Origin of the sequence: Campylobacter sp. BCW_6467 (assembly GCF_001762855.1) — a bacterium.
Classification (GTDB): Bacteria; Campylobacterota; Campylobacteria; order Campylobacterales; family Campylobacteraceae; genus Campylobacter_D; species Campylobacter_D jejuni.
The window spans coordinates 58,148-81,924 of sequence record NZ_MJXP01000043.1; the positions used below are offsets into that span (position 1 = coordinate 58,148).

At 28.8% G+C, this 23,777-nt stretch carries 11 protein-coding genes and 4 pseudogenes; 6 read left to right on the top strand and 9 right to left on the bottom strand.

The window, feature by feature from the left end:
* Positions 1–2 precede the first annotated feature (2 nt).
* Positions 3–1,875: pseudogene (locus AJ888_RS06225) on the top strand (flagellar assembly protein A).
* A 3-nt stretch (positions 1,876–1,878) separates the two neighbouring features.
* On the opposite strand, the gene AJ888_RS06230 reads toward AJ888_RS06225, so the two are convergent.
* From AJ888_RS06230 to AJ888_RS06245, 4 genes are read right to left on the bottom strand one after another with little or no spacing between them, the layout of a single operon-like run.
* Positions 1,879–3,516 carry a flagellar hook-basal body complex protein gene (locus tag AJ888_RS06230; RefSeq protein ID WP_053872546.1) on the bottom strand — a complete coding sequence of 546 codons (1,638 nt, stop codon included), beginning with the start codon at positions 3,514–3,516 and terminating at the stop codon, positions 1,879–1,881.
* 3 nt (positions 3,517–3,519) lie between these two features.
* The gene (locus tag AJ888_RS06235) at positions 3,520–4,398 is read right to left on the bottom strand and encodes a flagellar basal body rod modification protein (protein ID WP_096637118.1); all 879 of its coding nucleotides are present in this window, start codon (positions 4,396–4,398) and stop codon (positions 3,520–3,522) included.
* 58 nt (positions 4,399–4,456) lie between these two features.
* A complete protein-coding gene (locus AJ888_RS06240; protein WP_079861021.1) occupies positions 4,457–6,331 on the bottom strand; it encodes a flagellar hook-length control protein FliK in 1,875 nt (624 codons plus the stop codon).
* Between the two features lie 15 nt (positions 6,332–6,346).
* Positions 6,347–6,670, bottom strand: a complete 324-nt coding sequence (locus tag AJ888_RS06245; protein WP_002782892.1) for a hypothetical protein — start codon at positions 6,668–6,670, stop codon at positions 6,347–6,349.
* A gap of 134 nt (positions 6,671–6,804) precedes the next feature.
* Between AJ888_RS06245 and typA the strand changes: the two genes are divergently transcribed.
* From typA to AJ888_RS06260, 3 genes are all read left to right on the top strand, one after another.
* Positions 6,805–8,613 carry a translational GTPase TypA gene (gene typA, locus AJ888_RS06250; RefSeq protein WP_070296199.1) on the top strand — a complete coding sequence of 603 codons (1,809 nt, stop codon included), beginning with the start codon at positions 6,805–6,807 and terminating at the stop codon, positions 8,611–8,613.
* Positions 8,613–9,260 (top strand): hypothetical protein, encoded by a 648-nt coding sequence (locus AJ888_RS06255; protein ID WP_002860888.1) that lies wholly within the window; start codon positions 8,613–8,615, stop codon positions 9,258–9,260. The genes typA and AJ888_RS06255 overlap by 1 nt, the downstream gene beginning before the upstream one ends.
* A gap of 177 nt (positions 9,261–9,437) precedes the next feature.
* Complete coding sequence (locus AJ888_RS06260) at positions 9,438–10,481, top strand: c-type cytochrome (protein ID WP_002860887.1); 1,044 nt, start codon at positions 9,438–9,440, stop codon at positions 10,479–10,481.
* Between the two features lie 23 nt (positions 10,482–10,504).
* Here the strand turns inward: AJ888_RS06260 and AJ888_RS06265 are convergent, their stop codons facing one another.
* Positions 10,505–11,854 carry a DUF2130 domain-containing protein gene (locus tag AJ888_RS06265; RefSeq protein WP_002860886.1) on the bottom strand — a complete coding sequence of 450 codons (1,350 nt, stop codon included), beginning with the start codon at positions 11,852–11,854 and terminating at the stop codon, positions 10,505–10,507.
* 103 nt (positions 11,855–11,957) lie between these two features.
* On the opposite strand from AJ888_RS06265, the gene AJ888_RS06270 reads away from it, so the two are divergent.
* Positions 11,958–13,160, top strand: a complete 1,203-nt coding sequence (locus AJ888_RS06270; protein WP_002860885.1) for a multidrug effflux MFS transporter — start codon at positions 11,958–11,960, stop codon at positions 13,158–13,160.
* Complete coding sequence (locus tag AJ888_RS06275) at positions 13,157–13,858, top strand: SIMPL domain-containing protein (RefSeq protein ID WP_002860884.1); 702 nt, start codon at positions 13,157–13,159, stop codon at positions 13,856–13,858. Before AJ888_RS06270 ends, AJ888_RS06275 begins: the two co-directional genes overlap by 4 nt.
* A gap of 29 nt (positions 13,859–13,887) precedes the next feature.
* Here the strand turns inward: AJ888_RS06275 and AJ888_RS06280 are convergent, their stop codons facing one another.
* The 4 genes and pseudogenes from AJ888_RS06280 to AJ888_RS06295 form a co-directional block, all read right to left on the bottom strand.
* The gene (locus AJ888_RS06280) at positions 13,888–15,903 is read right to left on the bottom strand and encodes a hypothetical protein (RefSeq protein WP_002860883.1); all 2,016 of its coding nucleotides are present in this window, start codon (positions 15,901–15,903) and stop codon (positions 13,888–13,890) included.
* 22 nt (positions 15,904–15,925) lie between these two features.
* Positions 15,926–16,006 (bottom strand): annotated as a pseudogene (locus AJ888_RS09640) (hypothetical protein); the annotation flags it as partial.
* Between the two features lie 1,638 nt (positions 16,007–17,644).
* Positions 17,645–19,977 (bottom strand): annotated as a pseudogene (locus AJ888_RS09570) (pentapeptide repeat-containing protein).
* Positions 19,977–23,714: pseudogene (locus AJ888_RS06295) on the bottom strand (class I SAM-dependent DNA methyltransferase). Before AJ888_RS06295 ends, AJ888_RS09570 begins: the two co-directional pseudogenes overlap by 1 nt.
* Between the last annotated feature and the right edge of the window lie 63 nt (positions 23,715–23,777).

Sequence of the window (23,777 nt, forward strand, 5' to 3'; positions counted from 1 at the left end):
TGATGAGCTATGAAATAAAAACTTTAGAAACTTTCAATCCTTTTGAAAGTTTAAAATATGAACAAGCCAGCACAGATCAAATTCTTGATTTTAGAATTATAGATTTTAAACTTCTGTGTTCTAATATAAAACCAGCAAAAACAAAAACTTATGAAAGAAAGGATTTTGACTTATTTTATGCGGATGATTTTTTTGTAAAAAATTACAATACCATGGTGCAAAAATTTCTTATAGAAATTTATCCAAAAACACAAAAAAACTGTTTCGTGGTTAAGCTTAAATCTAATCCTAGTTTAACTTATCTTAAGGCCAATATTAATTTTTTGGATAATTTTAAATACTATCCAAATTTAAAATTTGACATTTTACAAAATATTTATAAAGTAATGATCAAACAAAAATTTTTAATCTTAAGACTTGATAAAAAATTTATTTGACAAGATTGATGATTTTATCTTATCAATACAAAAAAGTCCATCTATTAAAGAAATAGAGCTTGAAATTGCCAAAGGTGTAGATAAGATTGAACATAAAAGTGATGAAATTATTTATCATAGAGATGTTAACGAAGAATGTTTTGACGAAAATATTAACTATGATGAAGGAAACTACTGTAAACCTATTGAAAAAAATGAGCTACTTTTTGAATACATTTATAGAATTCTTGGAAAAGAAGGACGAAATTTAAGAGGAGAAATCCTTCATTTAAATCCAATAGCTTTTTTTGATAATCCTTTTATCATAAAAGATGAAAGCATTTATACAGAAGAACTAGAAGATAGAATTAAATATTTTAGTGCAAATTATGGATTTTTAAATAAAGACCGATCAGGATATAGCGTTACAAATAATTTAAAATTATCACAAGTAGGACTTAAAACAACCGGTTCAATCAAAACAAATACTGATGAAAATATAAACTTAGAAATCACTAATTTTGATATAAATGATGATGCTGTTAAATCAGGTATTGTAAATGTTCAAGCTTCAGACATAAAAGTAAATGGAAGCATTGGAGCGACAAAACTTTATGGAAGAAATATCAGCATCAAAGGCCTAACTCATGCAAAAAGCGAAATTTTTGCACAAGATATTTTTATTACAACACACAAAGGAACTTTGCAAGCTGATACTGTATATATAAAAAATTTAGAAAACGGGATAGTTATAGCCAAAAATGTATTTGTTGAAAACTGCATGGGTGGAAAAATAGAAGCAGAAAATATTTATATTTGCAATTTATTAGCAGATAATATCTTATATCCCAAAAAAAATCTAATCATAACAAATAATATAAAATTTAAAAATAATATTGTAATTTCTCCACTAGATTTTATTAATAATAAATCAAACTCAGAAACTGAAAATCTTACAAATTTAAGCCTTAAAACAAAGAGTAAACTTGATAATATCATAAGTCAAATGCAAAATTACTATGATTATCTAATCAAAAATCAAATCAAGATTATCAAACTTCAAAAAACTGAAAAACTTAATGCTATAGATATGAAATTTTCAAATCTTTATCGTGATATCATAAAAAAATATAATCATCTTAGTGTCTTGTATAAAAAACTTATAAAATTAAAATATCATATTGACGCAAAGCTAAATTTTTTAGATGAAATGGTTTATAATGTAAAAATATACATAAAAGCCGAAAATATTGGAGAGGATAATTTTTTAAAATTTTATCCTAAAACAAACACCGAGCTTGAACTAAAACATCATATAAATTTAAAAGACTATGAAAAGGTTTTATATCTTGAAAAAGGGCAACAAGCAAGCTATATTAAATCAAGTCATGATTATAGCGAAAGCGACATAGAAGAAATTAAAATTATTTTTGAAAAACTAGAAAAAGATAATTCCTAAAAATTATCTTTTCATATTAATAGCCTTTTGTATCATTTGATCGCTTGTGGTAATGCTTTTTGAGCTTGCATCAAAGGCTTTTTGAGTTACTATAAGATTTGAAAGCTCTACGCTTAAATCAACATTAGATTGCTCTAAAAAACCACCTTTAAATTTAGCTGTATTAACAATCTGTCCATTTTTCATAATAAAACTTGCATCACCACTATTAGCTGTTGCAGCAAAGATATTATCGCCCATAGCAGCCAATCCTTGCTCATTGATAAAATTATATAAAGCAAGCTTTCCAACTATAGCATTTTTACCATTGCTAAATTGTGCTACAATACTTCCATCATCAGATATATCATATTGTTTAAAAAATCCTTCGGCTACACCATCTTGCTGTGTAACTACATTTTTTTCAACGCCTTCTTTAATATAAATCCCACTATAACCCGAACCAGGTTTATTAGCATCATAAGGAGAGCCTAAATCAATATTAATTGTTCCGCCATTTGGGTTTGCAATGCTTGTAATATTGTTTTGAAGCAAAGCACCATTTTTATCAAAAACCATATTTCCTTCAGTTGGATTGCCTACGGCATTGCCATTAGAATCATAAATTTGAGCAATGGCTTTATATTGTATATTATCGCCTTCTTGCGGCAAAACTCTTTCAAGCGTAACCCTTAAAGTACTTTTACTTCCATCTGCATTATAAATAGGGGATTCTAAAATATCTTTATTGGCTTTTTGTTGTTCTGTTGAAATTTGAGCTGTATCAAGCTTGATGCTATTTTCATCCAATCCTTTTAAATCAAGCTCATTGCTTTTAAAATTAAGATTTTCATCTAAAGTTGCTTCAAAGCTTTTTTTTACGCCATTATCGTCAGTGAAATTTAAAATGATCCTATCACCCACTTTAGCACTAAACACATCTTCTTTGCTAACACTACCGCTAACTACATATTTTCCATCTTCGGTTTTTGTAATGTTAAATTTACCAGGATCAAGATCTACTTTGACCACTTCTGTTGTTGTGTTAGTATTTAAACTTCCACTCCATTTTACATTTTGAGTTACTTGAGGAGGTAAATACATATTCACAGGTACTTTAATAGCCCCTTGAGAAGCAGTTGTGCCTATACCGAAAGAATTATTTGAATTTACGGTAAAACCATTATTTACCGGAGTTCCTGTGTTAAGATAATCCCCCATAAGCCCCGCAACCCTATCGCTATAGTTGATACCGGTAAAAGCAGGGTTCATTGTTCCTAAAACAAAATTTCCATAAGAATCTACCAAATATCCATTTGCATCTCTTTTAAACGATCCATTTCTAGTATAGTAAGCATTACCATCCGCTCCCAAAACCCCAAAAAATCCTTTTCCTTGTAAAGCCACATCAAATTCGCTATCGCTTGCCACAAGAGAACCTTGCTCAAAAACCACATTAGAAGAAGCTGATCCTGAGCCATATCCACCTTGAGCAGGATTAGTTGATTGAGTGGTTATAGTGCTATAAAAAACATCTTTAAATTGAGCATCAGAATACTTAAAACCTGTAGTATTAACATTAGCTATATTATTTGCATAAATATCAATACCAAAACTATTTGTTTTAACTCCAGAAATTCCATTATAAAATGAATTTATCATGGCTTATGCCTTTTCCTCTTTATCACCATCTTCTGTAGATCCAGAATTAGAAGAATCTCCATCACTTGAGTCTCCACTTGAACTATCTCCAACGGAAGTTGAAGATGAACCAAGTTTATAATCACTAATTTCACCAATATCATCAAAACTTACATATTGACCACCCATTTTTGCATAAGCAATCCCATCAACAAATTTAATACCCTCTATAGGATAAGTTCCATAATTTGCAGTTATTTTTTCCCCGTTTTTATTATTATAAACCACTTTAACACTATACTCTCCATCCCCAGCATAAACACCATCATTATTTCTACCAGGCCACTCTAATGTAAATAAACCTTTTGATACTTCTTTTCCCTCATTACTTTTTTCACTAAATACCAACTTATTATTTTTATCATAAACCTCTAAGGTGATTCCTTTATCATCCGAATCTTCAGGCAAATACATTTTTAGTGCAATAACCTCATCTGCGCCTGTTAATTTGACTTTGTTTTCATTTACCGTAGCCATTTTTCCTATAGCTCCCACTGCTGCAGTACTCATGCTCGTGCTAAAAGAATTGGAAAGTTTTTCCATAGTTTCAACCATTTTTTGCATAGTTGTATTGGTATTTTGTTGCATTTCAAGTGCACTAAGCTGTGAGGTTTGTGTAAGCATTTTATCACTATCCATAGGATCTGTTGGATCTTGATGTTGAAGCTCTATCAAAAGAAGTTTTAAAAACGCATCTTTGTCTAAAGTAGCATTTGGATTACTAACCACACCAGAGCTATTGCTACTAGATGAATTATCCACTTTCGTATCCTTGTTGCTTGTTTGGTTAGTATTAGCAGTATTTGTCCAGTTAAGATTGCTATTCCAATTTGTTGTCGCCATGATAAAATCCTTTTTTTACATTCAGTCTTTTTTAATTAAAAGCAATAAGTGTTCCAACTTAGAAATACTTCGCTAAAACAAGCTCTAGATTGACTTTTTCACTTTCATTTTTTCCATCTAAAGCATCTTTAAAACCATATCCACTACGATTTTTTCCTTGATTTTGATTTTGCTCTCTTTTACCTTGATCGCTAAAATTCATTTCAAGTCCAGTAAATCCCATATTTACAAGAGAATTTTTAAACTCGACTTGATTTTGGATAAACAAATTCATTGCATTGGTATTGGAGTTGAAATTGATATGAAGGTTATTACCTCTTTGCATCAAAGTTACTTCCACTTCTCCAAGATTATTAGGATTTAGAGTGATACTAAGTTTAGTGATAGGTGCTTTATATTGATCTACAGCCTCTTTTAAATCTTGTGAAAAATGTTGCAAAGTCTCTTTAGGCGTGATATTGCGAGCATTGTTTTGTGTTACTTTACTTAAATCTTTGACTAAAGAATTTAAGTCATCTAAATTATTTTTATCTACATTTTCACTGTGCGTTTTTGTTTGCTCTTGAGTAAAAGTTTCTTTATTGGTATTGTTGCTAAAATTAGCATTATTCTCTTTGTTTTGAACTGCTTGAGTTTTATTTAAATTTTCAAAATTTAATTTTTGATCAAAGAAATTCTGTTTTATATCTTTATTTTCTTTGTTGTTGTTTTTAGGCTCTTTATTTAAACTAAAATCTTTTTGTGTTAAATTTGAAACTAAATTCTGAGCATCTTTGACAATTTCTTGATTTGAATTTTTATCAAGATTTAAATTTTGATTATTGTTCTTTAAATTTTTATTCTGATCTTGTATATTCTCTTGATTTAAATTGTTTTTTTCTTGATTTTTATTTAACTCTTTATTAAAATCTTTGTTTAAGTCTTTGTTTAAGTCTTTGCTTTCTTTATTTAGGTTGTTTAATTCTTTTTCATCTTTTTTTATTTGCTCATTATTTTTTGCATCTTTTGTGTTATCTTTATTTAAATTATCTTGGTTTTTTTTATCTTTTATATTCAACTCTTCTGTTAAATTTTTTGCAAACTCATCATTTTTGATATTTTTTAAAGTATTTTTAGCATCTGTGACATCTTCTTCTATTTTTGATTTAACTTTATCATTTTTTTCGTGTTTGCTTTCTTTGGATGAAAGTATGGAGTCTAAATTTTTTAAAGTTTGAGAAAGCAAAGAACCGCTATCTTTAGAATTTGCTTTTTGCGTAGAATGAGTGCTTGTAGTATGAGTTGTATTTTGTAAATTGTGATTTAAATTTTTACTCACATTGGAAATTTTATTATTGATGATTTCTTTAAAAACATTATCCACAGCACCCTTAAAAAAATCAGCCTTATCTAAATTTGGAAAAGTTGCTTTAAGATCAAGAAGACGATCTACTTTAATATTTTTTACATTTAAACCCAAATCTTTAGCTATGTCCAAAAGCTCACTAAGATTTGATGCACCTTTTAAAGCATTAAAATTAGCCTCTGTTTTAATAAGACTTGAAAGTTGAGTAGAAAGATTTGCCAGTTTAACATCTGCTGTATCTGTTTTTAGCTTATCCAATAAAGAAAGAATTTGCATAAAAGAAGCAGATTCGAAAATGCTTATCTTATCACTCTCATCAAAAGCTCCTTTTTGAAGTCTGTTCATCGCTTCATTAACAACTTCTTTTTGACTGATCTTCATATGATCAGGTAAAAATTCATTAGTTTCATCGATAGAATTGAGCAAAGAATTTAAAAAACTCTCTGTATCATCTTGAGTTGAATTTTTACTATCGCTACTTTCATGTTCTTTATTTTTACTTGTTTTACTAAAAGAACTACTAGTAGTAGAAGTTTTACTCGGCGTAAGATTTAAAACATCATTTTGCGGAGCTAAATTTGACATCACTTTTCCTTCAAAAAATTATTTTAAAAATTTATCTACCATTACATTAGGAAATTTTTCTTTCAAATAAGAATCTTCATATACTTTAATCATCTTATCTTCATTTAAAGCAGTTAAGATATTTAAAAGCTCTTCTAAATTTTTAGCATTTAAAATTTTCTCTAAATTTTCTTCATTTTCTAAAATTTCTGTAAGCTCGCTTGAAATTCTTGCCATTTTTTCGTTTTCATCTGATCTAAAAGTTTCTAAAAGTTCTAAAACTTGAAGCAAAACTTCATTTTTTCTCTCAGCTAAATCACTTTTAAATTCAACAAAAATCTCTTCATTTAATGGTTTTGACATTTTAACTTCCTTTTTAAAATTTTAATTTCATAAGTTTTTGAAGCAAGAAGTGTTCCAAGTTTTGATACTTTGTAGTTTAAGTTAAATTTTTGTATAATCTAAGCTTTTAAAAATTTAGCTTTGGAGAAGAAAATTTGGAAAACATTAGAAATATAGCAGTTATAGCTCACGTTGACCATGGTAAAACCACTATGGTAGATGAATTGTTAAAACAATCAGGCACCTTTAGCGAAAGAGAACAAATTTCAGAACGCGTTATGGATAGCAACGATATAGAAAAAGAACGCGGCATTACCATACTTTCAAAAAATACAGCGATTAATTACAAAGGTACAAAAATCAACATCATAGATACTCCAGGGCATGCTGATTTTGGCGGAGAAGTAGAACGCGTTTTAAAAATGATTGATGGAGTTTTGCTTTTAGTAGATGCTCAAGAAGGCGTTATGCCACAAACTAAATTCGTGGTTAAAAAAGCTTTATCTTTAGGGCTTAAACCTATAGTTGTAATCAACAAAATCGACAAACCAGCTGCTGATCCTGAAAGAGTGATCAATGAAATTTTTGATCTTTTTGTAGCCCTAGATGCAAACGATGAGCAACTTGACTTTGCCATAGTTTATGCTGCAGCAAAAAATGGTTATGCTAAGCTTGATCTAAACGATGAAAGTGATAATATGGAGCCACTTTTTAAAACCATACTTGAACGCGTTCCAGCACCAAGTGGCACAAATGACAATCCTTTACAACTTCAAGTTTTCACTTTAGGATATGATAATTTCGTAGGTAAAATAGGCATTGCTAGAATTTTCAATGGGGTTGTGAAGAAAAACCAAAGCGTAATGCTTGCAAAAGCTGATGGCACCAAAGTAAATGGTAGAATTTCAAAACTCATTGGCTTTATGGGCTTAGAAAAAATGGATATTGAAGAAGCAGGAAGTGGAGATATCGTAGCTATAGCAGGTTTTGAAGCTTTAGATGTGGGTGATAGCGTTGTAGATCCAAACAATCCTATGCCACTTGATCCTTTACACATTGAAGAGCCGACTTTAAGCATAGTATTTTCTGTAAATGATGGCCCATTAGCAGGAACTGAAGGAAAACATGTAACTTCAAATAAAATTGCTGAACGTTTAGAAGCTGAAATAAAAACTAATATCGCTATGAAATACGAAAGCACAGGCGAAGGCAAATTTAAAGTAAGCGGTAGGGGCGAACTTCAAATCACTATTTTAGCTGAAAATATGCGTCGTGAAGGTTTTGAGTTTTGTATGGGAAGACCTGAAGTTATCGTAAAGGTTGAAGATGGGGTTAAAACAGAACCTTTTGAACATTTAGTTATCGATGTGCCTGAGGAATTTAGCGGTGCGGTAATAGAAAAACTTGGCAAAAGAAAAGCTGAAATGAAAACCATGGCACCAACAGGCGATGGACAAACAAGACTTGAGTTTGAAATTCCAGCACGCGGACTTATAGGTTTTAGAAGCCAGTTTTTAACCGATACTAAAGGCGAAGGCGTGATGAATCATAGCTTTTTAGAATTCCGTCCTTTTAGCGGCGCGGTTGAAAAGCGTAACAATGGAGCTTTAATTTCTATGGAAAATGGCGTGGCTTTGGGGTATTCTTTGTTTAACCTTCAAGAGCGTGGAGTGCTTTTCATAGAGCCTCAAACTAAAGTTTATACTGGTATGATTATAGGTGAGCACTCTCGCCCAAATGATTTAGATGTTAATCCTATCAAAGGAAAGAATCTTACCAATGTAAGAGCGAGTGGAAGCGATGATGCAATCAAACTTGTACCACCTAGAAAATTAAGCCTTGAAAGAGCTTTAGAGTGGATAGAAGAAGATGAACTTGTAGAAGTTACTCCTATAAATGTGCGTGTTCGCAAACGCTATCTTGATCCAACTCAAAGAAAAAGAATGGAAAAAGCAAAATCTTAATGGATTTAAAAAGCTTAGAAAATAATAGACTTTATATACTTAAACGCTTAGGAATCTTAAAATTCCTAAGCATTATCGAAGCCTTACTTGTAGGTTTTTTAGCCTTTGTTTTTATAAGAGATGCCTTAATCGCAGTGATTTTAGCTGTTTTTGTAGGTGTTTTTTTCTTTCGTTTTACAGCCAAAAAACTAAAACTCGCACAAAAAGAATTACAAATTGATGCTTTAAATTTGTTTTTGCGTCGTTTTGGGGCGAAATTTAAAAAGCAAAGTTTAAGCCAAAAAGACTTTTTAAAACTAGGGCTTACAAAGGATTTGAAAGAATTTAAAAGTCAAAACTGCTTTGAATTTAAGGATTTTAAAATTTATGATATTCAGTTTTTGGACGAAAACAAACGCTTTTTTTGCGGAATTTTACTCGAAATTTTAAGTGCAAACAAAAATCCTAGCTTTGAAAACGAAGACCAAATTTATATCAAACTTAAAGATAAAAATTTCACTTTAAATCATATCTTTTCTAAAGAAAATCATTATCTTATCGCTACTTTAAGCAATCCTTTCTTTATAGATATAAAAAAAGATTTAGAAAACAATTTCAAAAATTTAGAAGAAAATCTAAACTCTATAAAAAACAAACTATTTAAATAATTAACATAAAGTTAATATCATAAAATTTTAATAAATATTAATTATATACTTTAAAAATATATTACTTTTAGTAACACTTTAAAATTTAATTTTATTTAAATTATTCTTATTATGCTTAATATTTAAGAAAAAATACACTAAAATCAATTTGAACTGCAAATAAAAAGGAGGAAAATCATGAAAAAACACATTTTATTGCTTGGTTTATGTCTTAGTTTGAGTCTTAGTGCTAAAAGCGTGAGTGATTACAAAGTAGGAGAAGAATTAAGCGACAAGGAAGGAGTAGAGTATTTTAAGGAACTTTCCAAAAGACCTGTGCAAGAATGGCCAAATAAAAATTTAAGCATCAATGATGTTCCAAAAGGCAAGCAAGGGGATTTAATCCGTTATGGCATAGAGCTTTTAAGCAAGACAGAAAGTACTCTAGGACCCTATAGCAAGCTAAAAAAGACAAGCAACGAAGTAAACTGTATTTCCTGTCACATGGACAATGACGGCAATGGTTTACCAGGGACAAAAAAATATGTTATTCCATTTTTAAATGTCCTAAACAATTATCCAAGACTTGATATAGAAACGATGAAAATCATCTCTGTTGAAGATAGAATTCGCGGAATGGGCGGAACTGACTCTCATAGATTTCCTAATGATTCTAAAGAAATGAAAGCAATTTTAGCTTATTTTAAATGGCTAAAAGAAGCTTATGGTATCAAAGACGGCGTAAAGCTTGAAGGAGATTTTTTCGCTAAGATGAATTTTCCAAATCGCCCAGCTGACCCTGTGCGTGGAAAAAAACTCTTTGAAGAAAATTGCGTTGCTTGCCATGGCGAAAGAGGACTTGGGGTAAAAAATGATAATTACGAACAAGGTAGCGGACATTTATATCCATCTTTACTTATCTATCCTGATGGTGGACACATGGCTATGATACCATTTTTAGCAAGATTTTTAAAATCAGCCATGCCTTTTGGTGCGAGTGCAGATAATCCTATATTAAGCGATGAAGATGCACTAGATATAGCAGCTTATGTCAATACAGGTTTTGTAAGAATGCCTATAACCACTACAGAAAATCGTGCAGGACTTGATACAGCTTATAGCAAATCCCCATCATTAAAACCTGAGTATTTTGCCTCACCGCAACAAAATTTAGACCCTAAAGAATACATAAAAGTAAAATACGGACCTTGGAAAAATCCAAATCACTTCCCAGGAGAATGATTAATTTTGGGCTAAGCCCAAAATTAATCCTCATCTTTTGCTAAATTTTCAAGACTTTTAATCCCTTCTTCGCCTATCAAATTTCCACCTTGTAAGTCGCTAAATATCGCATTTAAAGAACTCACTATGGCAGTGGAATTAAAACTTAGATTTTCTATAGCTCTTTCTCTTTTTTTCCATATATTTTGCAAAGCCCTTTTTTCAGCTTCTAACTCTTCTTTCATATTTTGGTAAGTTTTGAGTATAAAAGTGATTTGCGTGTTAAATTCCTTAGAATTTAAGTATTCGTATAAAATGTGATTTTTTTCATCTTTGTTTTGTAAAGCATTTTTGAGTTTGTAAGCGTTTATAATGCTTTCTCTAAGCACCGCTAAAACACCTTTGAATTCATTAAAAGTACAAATCAAAATTCCTTCTTTAAAATGCGCTTTTTCTTTATCTTTTGGCATAGTTTTTGTGATCAAAACCGCTATATCGCTTTTTGCAGCTATACTGTCTAGTTTAAGTTTATCAAGCCATTCTTTATTAAATTCTTTAGTGCGTTTACTCTCACACAAAATACTACCGCAAATATTTCCAAAATTATCCTTTACTATATGCAGACAATCAGCTCCATTTACGCCCTTTGGCACTTCTTTTACTTCATCACTTAAATACTCGCTTTGTATGTATTCTTCTATGAGTAGTTCAGCTGCTTCGCCTTGGAGTTGCTGTGAGCCTTGTTCTATCCTGCGTTGTGCGTCTTCTAGCTTTTGAGCTACGCTTTTAAAATTCGTTTCTAGTTCTTTGTATTTAAGATCTTGCTCTTGAGTGCTTTTTTGAAATTCAAGACGCATTTTTTCTCTTTCAAATTCCAAATTTTTGCTTTCTTGTTCTTTAAATTCTTTAAAGGCCTCTTCTTTGGCTTGAAATTTCAATCTTTCTTCATTTTCTTTTTGTTCTCTTTTAAGTTTTTCATTTTCAGCCTTTATGCTTAAAAACTCGCTAAGTTCTTTGCTTTTTTTCTCTAGTTCTTCTTGCATGATTTTCATTTCATTTTCATGCTCTTTGTTAAATTTCTCGCTGAATTCTTTTTGGAAATTTTGCTTTTGTGTAAGAAGTTCTTGTTCAAATTTTTGCTTTTCTAAAAGAAGCTTTTGGCTTACTTGCTCGCTTATGAGTTTTTCTTGTTCTATCTTTTGAGTTTTTAAATCATTTAAAGCTTTGGTGTATTCAGCTCTTTTAGCATTTACCTCATCATCAAATTCTTTTTTTTGTTTTAGCATTTCTTGCTTAGCTTTATCTAAAATTTGAGCATATAAAGCAGCGCTGATATCGATAAAACTTCCACAACTTGGGCATTTGATTTGTTCATTTTGGTTTAAATTTAGCATAAAAATTTCCTTAGAATTTTTCCCTAAATTTAACATAGAAAAACAAAGATTATTCTAAGATTGACTTGTTAAAATCATTCTTTTAGAATAATTAGGATTACAAATGCAAAAACACACCAAAATTCACGGCTTTGCTAAATTTAAACTCATCGTTATTCTTGCTTTGATGTCAAGCATAGCACCGCTTTCTACAGATATGTATTTGCCTGCACTTTCTCATGTGGAGCAAAGTTTTCAAACTAATTCTTTTTTAACCCAACTTAGTATCGCAAGTTTTTTTATCGCTTTTGCTTTAGGACAGCTTATATATGGGCCTTTAAGTGATATTTTTGGGCGTAAAATTCCAGCTTTGGTAGGGATATTTTTCTTCATCGTTTCGAGTTTGTTTTGTGTGATTATCGATGATATTTATGCTTTTATCGCTTTGAGATTTTTTGAAGCACTTGGGGGTTGTGCAGGTGTGGTTATCGCAAGGGCTATTGTCAATGACTTGTTTGAGATCAAAGAAGCTGCAGGGATTTTTGCTTTGATGATGGTTTTTAGTTCTCTTGCTCCTATGCTTTCACCAACTTTTGGGGGAATTTTGCTAGAGTATTTTTCATGGCATAGTATTTTTGCGACTTTGTTTGCTTTGGGAATTTTACTTTTTTTGATGATACTTTTTGGTTTAAAAGAGTCCGCACCTCATCTTAAAAACAAAAAATTTTCCCATCATGAAGCGATGAAAAGCTACAAATTTGTTTTAAGCGATAAACGCTTTTTAGTTTATATACTATGTGCTTCTTTTGCTTTGGCGGCGATGTTTGCTTATATCACAGGATCAAGCTTTGTTTTTACGCAGTTTTTTGGCTTAAGTGAGCAAAAATTTGCCTTACTTTTTGGGGCAAATGCTTTAGGTTTTGTTATCTGTGCAAATATCAATGCGAGATTGGTTTTAAAATACGAAAGCGAAAAAATTTTGGCAAAAGCTTTGATGATAATGTTTATATCGACTGTGATTTTACTTGTAAATGCCTTTTTTCACCCAAATTTCTTGCTTTTTGAACTTAGTATTTTTACAAGTATCGCTATGCTCGGTTTCATCGCACCCAATACCACGACTTTAGCTATGGCAAGGTTTAAAGAGCATAGCGGAACTGCTTCTGCGGTGCTTGGAACGGTACAATTTGGTTTTGCAGGCTTTATCTCCTTCGTGGTTGGGGCTATTAACGCAAATACGCCGATAATCCTTGCTTTTGTAATGTGTGCTTGCGTATTGGTTGCAAATATGATATATTTTCTAATCAAAATAAAGGAGAAAAAATGAAAACAAATAATATCTTTATGGCTTTAGCCATAGTTTTGGCAAGTTTGATTCTAGCTTTTGGATTTAACAAGGCTTTAAGTGATTTTAAAACACTTGAAAGAAGTGTAAGTGTAAAGGGTTTAAGCCAAAAAGAAGTCGAAGCAGATACTTTGATACTTCCTATAAAATTCACAAGGTCAAACAACAATCTTACAAATTTATACGAAGAACTAGAACAAGATAAAGAAAATATCATCAAATTTTTAGAAAAACAAGGCATAAAAGAAGATGAGATCAGCTACAACTCGCCAAATATCATAGATCGTTTAAGCGATCCTTATAGCAACGACACTCAAGCTACATACCGATACATAGGCACTGCGAATTTACTCATCTATACTCAAAATGTAAAGCTTGGAAAAAGCATACTAGAAAACATTTCAAGTCTTGCAAAATTTGGCATAGTAACAAAAATCGATGATTATGACATAGAATACCTTTACACCAAGCTAAATGAGATAAAACCACAAATGATAGAAGAAGCAACGCTCAATGCTAGAAATGCAGCGATAAAATTCGCACAAGACTCAAACAGCCATCTAGGCAAGATAAAAAAGGCTTCTCAAGGACAATTTAGCATCAGCAACAGAGATAAAAACACCCCTTACATCAAAACCATAAGAGTGGTTTCTACTATAGAATACTATTTAAAAGACTGATGATAAAATTTCAAGCTAAGCTTTAAGGCTTAGCTTGGCACTATGGAATTTTTTCGTGCGGTTTTTTGGAGTGAGAAAAGAACTAAAGCTAAAAGTATGGTATATAATATGTTTAGCACTATTAAGCTTGGATAATTAAAAAATTTATCAGATTCGTTTGCGATTTTTCCTATTAAAGGGTGAATTACATTAGGTTGTTTTATGAGCATTATAATAAATACTATATATGAAAAGATAAGCACCACATATCTACCAAAAAACAAAGATTTGGTATAAACTAAATAAATATATAAACCAACAAACAAAGTATTTATAAGTAGTGAATATCCAAAGTCTTTACCTAAATTTAAAAAAAATCCAAATAATGAAAATAACACATAAAAAACACAAGAGATAAAGAATATAATAATTAAACTTTCTACCAAAAATCCTAAATCTAATAATATTATCTTTAATGTTAAAGAAAGTTTTACAAAAATTTCTTTTTTAAAGATTTTTAGCAACCATTTTCTTATATGAGATAAAGATTGAAAAATTTTTAAAATATTCAAAAAAGACTTGATAAAATTTTTATCTATCTTATACAATACTAAAATAAACCCTAAAACTATCAAAATACCAACTCCGATATCAAAACAAAACTTAAGCTTATCAAAAAATCCAAATAAAGTTAAAATCGCTCTTGTATCTTCTAGTTTATCATCGTGAAGCCAAGTAAAACCAAAAACAAACAAAGCATACAAAGCAATTAATAATATAAGATTATTAAAAACCTTTAAAAAGTCTGTGTGATGATCACAAAGCTTTCTATAAAATCCTAAAAGTAAAAAATCCACAAAATCCCGAATTCTCGAAACATTTTTTTCTAAATCTGTCGTATTTTTTACATTCTCACCTTTTTTATCCCAATTTTGTTTTAGCTCTATCTCTTTACAATAAAGCTCGTATTTATGAAAATTTGAAGCGTCTAAAAGATTATTATCTTTTATCAAAGCACTTTTAAAAATCCTAAAAGAATCTCTAAAATCATTTGCAAATTTATCTAAAGGTTTTTTATTTTCTATATTTTTATTAAAATCTTCATATTCTTGTTTGATTTTTTCTTCTAAATTATCAAAAGTAAAATTTAAATTTGTATTTACAACATTTAAATTTCCTTTGAAAATCGCTTGAGAAAAATTCGGAGTTTTATCAAACTTTACTCCATAAAAACAAGCTATATCATCAAATTCACACTCGTGAAAATCAGCATAACTATAAAATTCAGAATTATTAAAATAAGCATTATCTTCAAAATGAGCATTTGAAAAATTTAATTTAATATTTTCATTGTTTTTGTTTCCAAAAACAGAATCCATAAAATAACATCTATTTTTAAATTTATTTTTCCACAAATTTATTTTTTCTATAGCACAGTTTTTTATAAAAAAATATCCTTTAAATTCGTTTTCTTGCAAATCTAAGGATGTAATTTTTTTATCTTGATTATCATGGCAATTTATAAAAACCAAATGATCTAAAAATTGGTTTTGATGTATGTCTAAGTTATTATAAAACACGCACTGATTAAAGGTTAATGTTTTTTCAAAAATAATATTTGTTAATTTGATTAATCCTTTTTCAAAAGCACAATTGTAAAAATATAGATGGTTTTTAATTGTCTCTGTATTATCTTTTTTCACGCCTTTTAACTCATCTATATGTAAATCAATATTGTAATTATTAAAAATAACATTACACGGAATCTTCTTTACTTTATTATTATATAAAGATATATCTATTTTGCTATCTTCTTTGCCACAAACCAAATACCATTTTTCATCATCAGAAAATAACCCATCGCTTTGCCTAAAGTCTTCTTTTTCTTTTATTTTTTTTATTATTCCATTTGTTTCTTTATGACTTGGAGTAAATATATTTTGTTCATTTATAGATAAAACTTCAGACAAAATCTTTTTAATTTCATCTTCACTTTTACCTTCACTCTTATGATTTTGATGTGTTTCTTCACAACATTTTTCTAAGATCTTAGGTGTTTCTTTCATCATTTTATCCTTCCTATCTTTTTTAGCTTGGCACTATGGAATTTTTTCGTGCGGTTTTTTGGAGTGAGAAAAGGACTAAAGCTAAAAGTATGGTATAAATCGTAATCAAAGCATTTTCAAAGCCATTATAACTCTTATCACCTATAATATTTACTATTCCAAAGATTATTTTCGACATATAACATATCACCCATAAAACTACAATCAAATTAAGATACACAAAAAAATCAATTTTTTTTATACATCCAAACCAATACAAACAAAGCAAATTAAAAACACCAACTATACTTAAACATACTCCGTATTGATTTAAAGCTTTTAACAAGCTAATATCCTGAATCATTCGTGAAACAAAATACAGTAAAGCGAACAAGCCTATCACTACAACCAACCATTTTAAATTTAAAAGCAAATCTGTATGATGATCACAAAGCTTGCGATAAAAGATAAGTTGCCATCGTTCTATTTTTTCTTTTAAACTTTTGTTTTCTTTATGTTTTAATTCTAATTCTCTAGCATAAAGCTCTTGAGCTCTTAATTCTGAAGCGTCAATTAGATTATGATGAGCTATACGATTGCTTTTTAATTTTCTAAATAAATCTCTATAATTTAATAATTTATCATATTCTTGTGTTTTTTCAATCTCATCAAATTTATATTCTATATATTTATGTTCTATATTAAATTGATCAGAAAAAGTACAGTTTTCAAAATTTGGCTTACAATTATTATCAAATCTAATATTATCAAAACTAACTATATTGTTAAATATAACATTTTTAAAATTTAAAGTATTAATATTTAAATTTTCAAAATTTACAATGCCTTTAAAATTAACATTATTAAAACTAACATTGTTGTGTAAATTTACGAATTCAACATTATTTTTAAATTTTGCCATTTTAAAATTTATTTGAGTATTAATTTTTGTTTTATTAAAATAAACCTTATCTTCAAATACAACTTCTCTAAAATTATTTGCAATTTCATTATCTAATTTTGATAAAAACTTAGTTTCAGCAAATCTAATCTCACCTTTAAAACGAGAAATCTTAAAATCTATTTTTGAAACAATTTTTGCTTTATAAAAATTAGTTTTATTATAAAAAATAGTTTCACTAAAATTATTTTCAATAATTTTATGATTATTACATTTTGCTAAAAATTCAGTTTTTATAAATCTAGCATTTTCTTTAAAAATTGAAATTGCAAAGCTAACTTTTGATTCAAATTTTGCTCTTCTAAAAGTAACATTATTACAAAATTTTACTTCTTTAAAATTATTTTCAATAATTTTATGATTATTACATTTTGCTAAAAATTCAGTTTTTATAAATCTAGCATTTTCTTTAAAAATTGAAATTGCAAAACTGACTTTTGATTTAAATTTTGAAGCATTAAAATCGACACATTTTTCAAAAATACATTTTATAAATTTGACTTGATCTTGAAAAATACATTTTTTAGCAATTAATTTACATTTGAAATCGCAATTTAAAAAATATATAAAAAAATTATTTGTCTTAGAAAAATAAATTTCTAAAATTTCACTATTTTTTATAATTAATCTTTTAATGCCTTTTTCTTGTAAAATATTAAAATCTATTCTTTCTATACTGATATTTTCTAAAACAATTTCTTTTTTAATTAAATCTATATTTTCCACAACATTTATAGTAAAAATTCCATATTGTGCTAATTTTTCATCAAATTCTTTCATTTTAACCCTTTACTTAACCTTTCAACTTGGCACTATGGAATTTTTTCGTGCGGTTTTTTGGAGAGAGAATATACAAAGCAAAAGGATAATGTTATATAAAACACTGGTAGATTTTATGGTGTTTTGGATAATTTCATCTTGATTTATTACTTCCAAAATTCCTTCAAAACTTGATTTAAATTTCAAAAGAGCCAAGACACTTTTTAATTTATCTTGACTGTCTTTTTGATCAAAAAGAGCCATTTGCTCAGGTGATAGTTTTTCAGATATAGAAAAATTACTTTTTATCGCATATAAAATATCTATTTCTTGACTAAAATTTAATTTTAAAAATTTATTAAGTTGAGCAGATACAACGCTATTGTTGTTTTTATTGTCTATTTCTTCTATGATGTTTTTTACATTTGATGTGTTATTTTCTAGCTCATTTAAAACCTTTTTATAATCACTTACATATTTATCATTATACACTTTAGATAAAATTTCTTTTAATTTTTCTTTATTTGCTATTATCAAAGTCTTAGCTGAATTTAATTCCGTAAAAGAAATATTTATATATTCTTTAATGAAATTAAAATCTTTTTGAGATAGTTTTACAAGGTTTATAATAGCACTTGCATTTAAGTCATTTAACCTTTTTTCAAATTTACTTTCATAAAGTTTATCTGATGAAAAAATTCCTACAAAAGGATTGATAAATTGGGGTTTTAAAATAACAACTCCAATTAGACAAGTATATGCAAACAATCTCGAAATAAAAATAAAAAGTTTAATTTTACAGATAAATAAAAGATAGGAAATTAATACGCTTGCAAAATAAATTAAAAAATAAAAAGCTGGAATGCATGTTGGCGATAAAAATGATACTATGCTGATTATAAAAAGACCACAAATAAGAAATAATAAAATAGCACCATATTGATATAACTGCCTTGTAAGGTCAATAAAAATAATTAATAACATTAATAAAACGATATAATTTGTTGTAGCTATTGTCATTGGATCAAAAGATAATATAAAATCCATATTATTTAAAAATAATAAACCGAAAATAGCATATGATGAAATCATTAAAATTGTAAAATTTAAAATTTTTAAGAAATTTGTATGATGATCGCTTGTATTTCTATAAACTTGCAATAAAATGTAATCAAACCACAAGGTATAATCTAGCATTGTTTTTCCAGAACTACTAATTTTTCTATAAAATTTTAAATACTCAAGCTTTAAAATTCTGTCGATTGAAGTTATACAAAATATGCAAGATAAAATAATTTGTATTATTTTGCATATACTTTTTATAACATTGCAAAATATCTCAATAATTGATAATAAAAAACCAAAGATTGATCTTCCTATAAGCATTATAAAACAAACAACAAAATCGCAAATTTTTACATATATGTCGCCTAGATCTTTAAATTTTGAAAACATATTAACTTCATAATTATTTTTTTTATTTGCAGTTTTTTTATTTTTCGATTATTTCTAATACTATCTTTGTTATCACCGCCTAACTGAATTTCTAACTCTTTCTCTTTCGCATAAAGTTCTAATTTATGCCATTCTTGAGCTTCTAATTTATCGTTTTGAGTAATTAAAACATCTTTTATAACCCTGAAAGAGTCTTTTAAATTTTTGGCATATCTTAATTGATGTTCGTTTTGAATTTTAAAAATCTCTTTTTTATCTTGCATTTCTTTGGTTTCGTTTTTGCAACTTTCATCTTTATAATTATCTTTTATATATTGTTCTAATGATTTAAAATCTAATTTGTCTATATTTACATTTGTTAAATTTACAGCTTTTGGTTCCTTAAAATAACAAGCACTGAAATTTGGAACTTTTTCAAATCTCACCCCATAAAAACAAGCTGTTTTTTCAAATTCACAAGTGTGAAAATTAGCGTAATTTTTAAAAATAGAATTATTGAAATAAACATTATCGTTAAATTTTCCTTTGATGGCAACCCTATCTTCAAATACACAATTATCCATTTGAAAAATATCTAAGCATTCTTGAAAATTTAAATAAATTTCTTTTTTAAAATTACAATTTAAAAAAGAAAGTTTTTTGATTTGTTCTATGGATGTTTTCTTATCTATTTTATAATCAAATATACAATGATTAAACATTAAAGGATAGGTTTTAAACAAATACAATAAATCATCATAAGAGCATTGTATTATTCTTTGTTCTTCGATAGCAGTTTTATTTTGATTGTCGTAAGGTTCTATTTTAGGAGCAAAATCAATGTAAAATACATTATCGACAAAACAACAAAAATCTAATTTTAAAATTTGTTTTATTTCTTCTTCTATGATTTGTATTTGTTCTTTTGTTAGTTCTTCCATTATTTCCCTTCTATGATTTTTATTTCTTCTTCGTTTAGGTTGTAAAGTTTATAAACCAAAGAATTGATTTTATTTTCTAGTTCTTGGGTATTTGCGTTTTTGTCTTGCTCTTTGGCTTTTAAAATCTCATCGACTAGACTTATTAGCTCATTTGCTAATTTTTCATTTTTTGAATTTATTTTTGGTATAGGAAGTCTTTCTATTTTATCTTTGGCTCCATAAGCATAAGAACCTGTTTGTATTAAATTTGTTTTTAAAGTAATTAGCCATTTATAACAATTAGAATTCATAAAAGCTAATATATACTTCAAACTAAAAACATCTAAAGTCATCATAAACAAAGAATTATTAAAAAATATATGTTCTTTAATATAAGAAAATAAATATTCTCCGCTTACTGGGTTCCAAACTATCTTTTCCTTTTCAAATTCATCTAAATAAGCACAATTTCTAAGATTATAAGGAGTCAAGCCTTTATCAGCTCTTTTTTCTAGTTGTGGATAAAATTCATCAAAATGCTTTTTTAAACTAGGATAATGCTCTATATTTATCGCTTCTACTTTTTCTCCATTTTGATTTTTGTAACCATTGTGAGTATTTATCACCCAAAGTCCTGCCCACTCGTAACTATATCTTTTTATATCTCTACCGCGTAGCATTTTGCGTATGAGTTTAGCGGTGCGTTCTTTTTCGACTTCATCTTTGCAATTTGCTAAAATTTCATTTCTTTTTTCAGTAGTGATGATAAAGGCTTCATTATAGCCTGTTAAAATTCCACGATATATATTAAGCCCATACCATTCTTTAAGCGGAGTTCCTATGCGTTCTATCTTGGCCTTTAAGGCACTGGTATTCTCATCGCTAAAAGTGAAGCTTTCTTTGCTTAAAGAATTTTGTGAAAATTCTGCATAGTCCTTATATAAGCCAATGTCATAAGCACAAGTTTTTAAAATTTCATTGCTTAGGGCAAGGTATTTGAATTTATTATCTTTGCTTTTTGATTTTTCAAAACAAAGTATGGAAGTATCCACTGTAGCACTATCAAAAACTTTTATGCCGTTTAAATCAGTGTATTCTAAAAACTTAACATTTTTAAGCAAAAATTCACGCAAAGCTTCCCCATATCCTGCACGCGTGTATTTGTTAGAAGTGATATAGTTCAATACCCCCCCCCCTATCTTTTAAAACATTAAATCCTAGTTCATAAAAATAAGTATAAATATCGCTCGTGCCTTTATAAACCTTATAATTTTTAGTTAAATGGGACTTGAGTTCTTTAAGCTCCTCTTGTCTTATATAAGGCGGATTGCCGATGATGAGATCAAAGCCTTTGAAATTTCCATCATCGTCCAAAATTTCAGGGAATTCAAAACGCCATTCAAAAGGATGATTGCTTTCTAGGTTAAAGATATTGTCGTATTCTTTTTTAAGATTTGCAAATTCTTTTGTGGCTTCTTTTTCATCAAAGTCAAAAAGAGTCAAATTCGCACTAACAAAGAATTTCAAATTTTCATCATTTATGGCTAAGAAATTTCCGTATTTTTTAGAGTATTTTTCACATTTATCGTTAAAGCCTTTCATTTCTTTTTTAAATTTATCCGCAAAGCAGAAATTTTTAAAAGAAATTTTGAGATTTTTTATCTCTTGGCTGATGTGGCTTTTATCTGTGTAAAAGCCTTCTTTATAGTCTTTTACTGTGCGTTTGTATTTGTTGATGCGTTCTTTGATGTTAGGATAGTGGTTTAGGCTTTTGCCTGTTTCAAAGTAAGATACCAAAGAATTTCCGCATTTTATGTTTATATCGATATTTGGCAATATTTTAAGATCGTGATAATTCTCATCATCAAAGCTTTGATAAAAACTATGTTTTAAAAGCTCTATCCAAAGCCTTAGCTTGGTGATCTCGCATGAGTTAGGGTTGATATCGACTCCAAAAAGGTTGTTTTCTATGATGTCTTTTTTAGTGTAAAAAAGCTCTTGCTGGATAAGATGGGCTTTATCTTTAGGCGCGCTTGGGCGTTTATACTCTATAAACTCGCCTTTTCTACCCGTGATGAGAATTTCATCGTTTTGCACTTCTAGGTAAAACTCTTCATCAAAAAGATTTAGCTCATCATAAATGCTTAACATAACATTTAAAGCAGAAACTAAAAAATGCCCGCTTCCCACCGCAGGATCGCAAATTTTTATAGAGTTTAAAAGCTCTTTTTGTATCTTTTTATCTTCTTTCCTTAAAGATCTTCTTAACTCGCTTATATCTTTAGCATCAAGATCAAATTGAGCATTGAATTTATCAAGCACAACTTTTGTGATGCTTTCTTTACACATATAAGAAGTGATAAAGCTTGGCGTGTAAAAGCTCCCTTCTTTGTAGCCATTGAGTTTTTCAAACACATTTCCTAAAACGCTTGAACTTATGAGTTCTTTTTGGCTTAAAATTTCGCTTTGCTCATCATCGCTACCAAAATCAAAGCTATCTAAAAATTCAAACAAGTATTCCAAAAGCCCCACTTGTCCTTTTTTAGCCTTGCATTTATCATCTTTTAGCACGGTGTTTTTATAGTAAAAAAGCTTTAAATCATTGTTTAAGCTTGAAATTTCAAGCGTGTTTTCTATGCTTTGTTTTTCAAACAAAGAAGAATTTAAATAAGGCAGATAAGCAAATTCGCTTTTCTTTCTCGTGCTTTTTTCTTTGGCTAAAACTTCAAAGAAAAGTTCGCTAAGCTTGTCAAAATCAGGGATTTTTTGAAATTTAAAAATTTCAAATTTTTATCATCATTAAAACGCACCAAATTTGACTCTATAAGCTTTAAAAACAAAATGCGATTAAGCCATAAGATCAAAAGCTTTAAGATGGTTTCAAAATTTTCTTCTTTGAGCTTAGAATTTATAGCGGTGTAGAAAGTTCCTTGCTCTTCTTTACTTTCTTCGCTTTTTGTGATGATGAGTTTTGAGTTTTGTTTGCTCTCATAAAGCCCTAAGATGTATAAAAGTTCTTTGTAAAAAGCGTTGTTGAGTGAATTTGCATCGTTAGGGTTAAACTCACTTAGCAAACAATCTTTGCTAAAAATTTTAAACAAAGGCTTAAGCTTACCAAAGCTTAACTTATCTTGTTCTAAGATAGGTTTTAAATCCACAAAAAGCCCTTTTAAAGTGCTATCGCCATTTAAAATCTTTTCAAATTCTTGATAAATTTCGTCGGTATTGCCTTTAAAAAGCGAGTTTTTGCTTTCAAAATTTTCAAAAGCTTCTTTAAAATACTTGCTTTTGTTAAAAAGCTCTTCAAACAAATCCGCCTTAAAGATAAAAAAGCTATAAAAATCCGTGATGATGATGTGCTTAAGCGATGAATTTAACGCTTTTCTTTCACGAAGATAGTATAAAATGCACTCATGCAAAGCCTTGCAATTAGGTTTGCTTGGACTAAAAAATTCTCTAGAATGAGGCAGTTTTGCTTCAATGATGACTTGAGTAAGACCATCTTTTTTTAAGGCCAAGTCTATACCGCTGTTGCCTTTATGTATGCTTTTTACTTCACATTGGAAAGATAAATTTTCAAAAAATTTGCTAAGAGCGTTTGCTACAAGGGAATCTTCGTTGTTTTTGAGATTATTTTCTAAATTTATTTTATAGTCTTTTAAAGTTTTGATAAATTCGTTTAGTTCTGTTTCTAAGATAGGCTTTTTGCGGTGGTAGGGATTTAAAAATTCTTTTTCATTTATAGCTTCAAATTTCATATTACACTTTCAATAAATTTTAAATATTTTAGCAAAAAAATCTCAAGTTTGGTATAAAATTTA

Bases quoted from the DNA above. Each gene is read 5' to 3' on its own strand.
- AJ888_RS06230 (WP_053872546.1), bottom strand. From the start codon at position 3,516: ATGATAAATTCATTTTATAATGGAATTTCTGGAGTTAAAACAAATAGT.
- AJ888_RS06235 (WP_096637118.1), bottom strand. From the start codon at position 4,398: ATGGCGACAACAAATTGGAATAGCAATCTTAACTGGACAAATACTGCT.
- AJ888_RS06245 (WP_002782892.1), bottom strand. From the start codon at position 6,670: ATGTCAAAACCATTAAATGAAGAGATTTTTGTTGAATTTAAAAGTGAT.
- AJ888_RS06255 (WP_002860888.1), top strand. From the start codon at position 8,613: ATGGATTTAAAAAGCTTAGAAAATAATAGACTTTATATACTTAAACGC.
- AJ888_RS06260 (WP_002860887.1), top strand. From the start codon at position 9,438: ATGAAAAAACACATTTTATTGCTTGGTTTATGTCTTAGTTTGAGTCTT.
- AJ888_RS06265 (WP_002860886.1), bottom strand. From the start codon at position 11,854: ATGCTAAATTTAAACCAAAATGAACAAATCAAATGCCCAAGTTGTGGA.
- AJ888_RS06270 (WP_002860885.1), top strand. From the start codon at position 11,958: ATGCAAAAACACACCAAAATTCACGGCTTTGCTAAATTTAAACTCATC.
- AJ888_RS06275 (WP_002860884.1), top strand. From the start codon at position 13,157: ATGAAAACAAATAATATCTTTATGGCTTTAGCCATAGTTTTGGCAAGT.
- AJ888_RS06280 (WP_002860883.1), bottom strand. From the start codon at position 15,903: ATGAAAGAAACACCTAAGATCTTAGAAAAATGTTGTGAAGAAACACAT.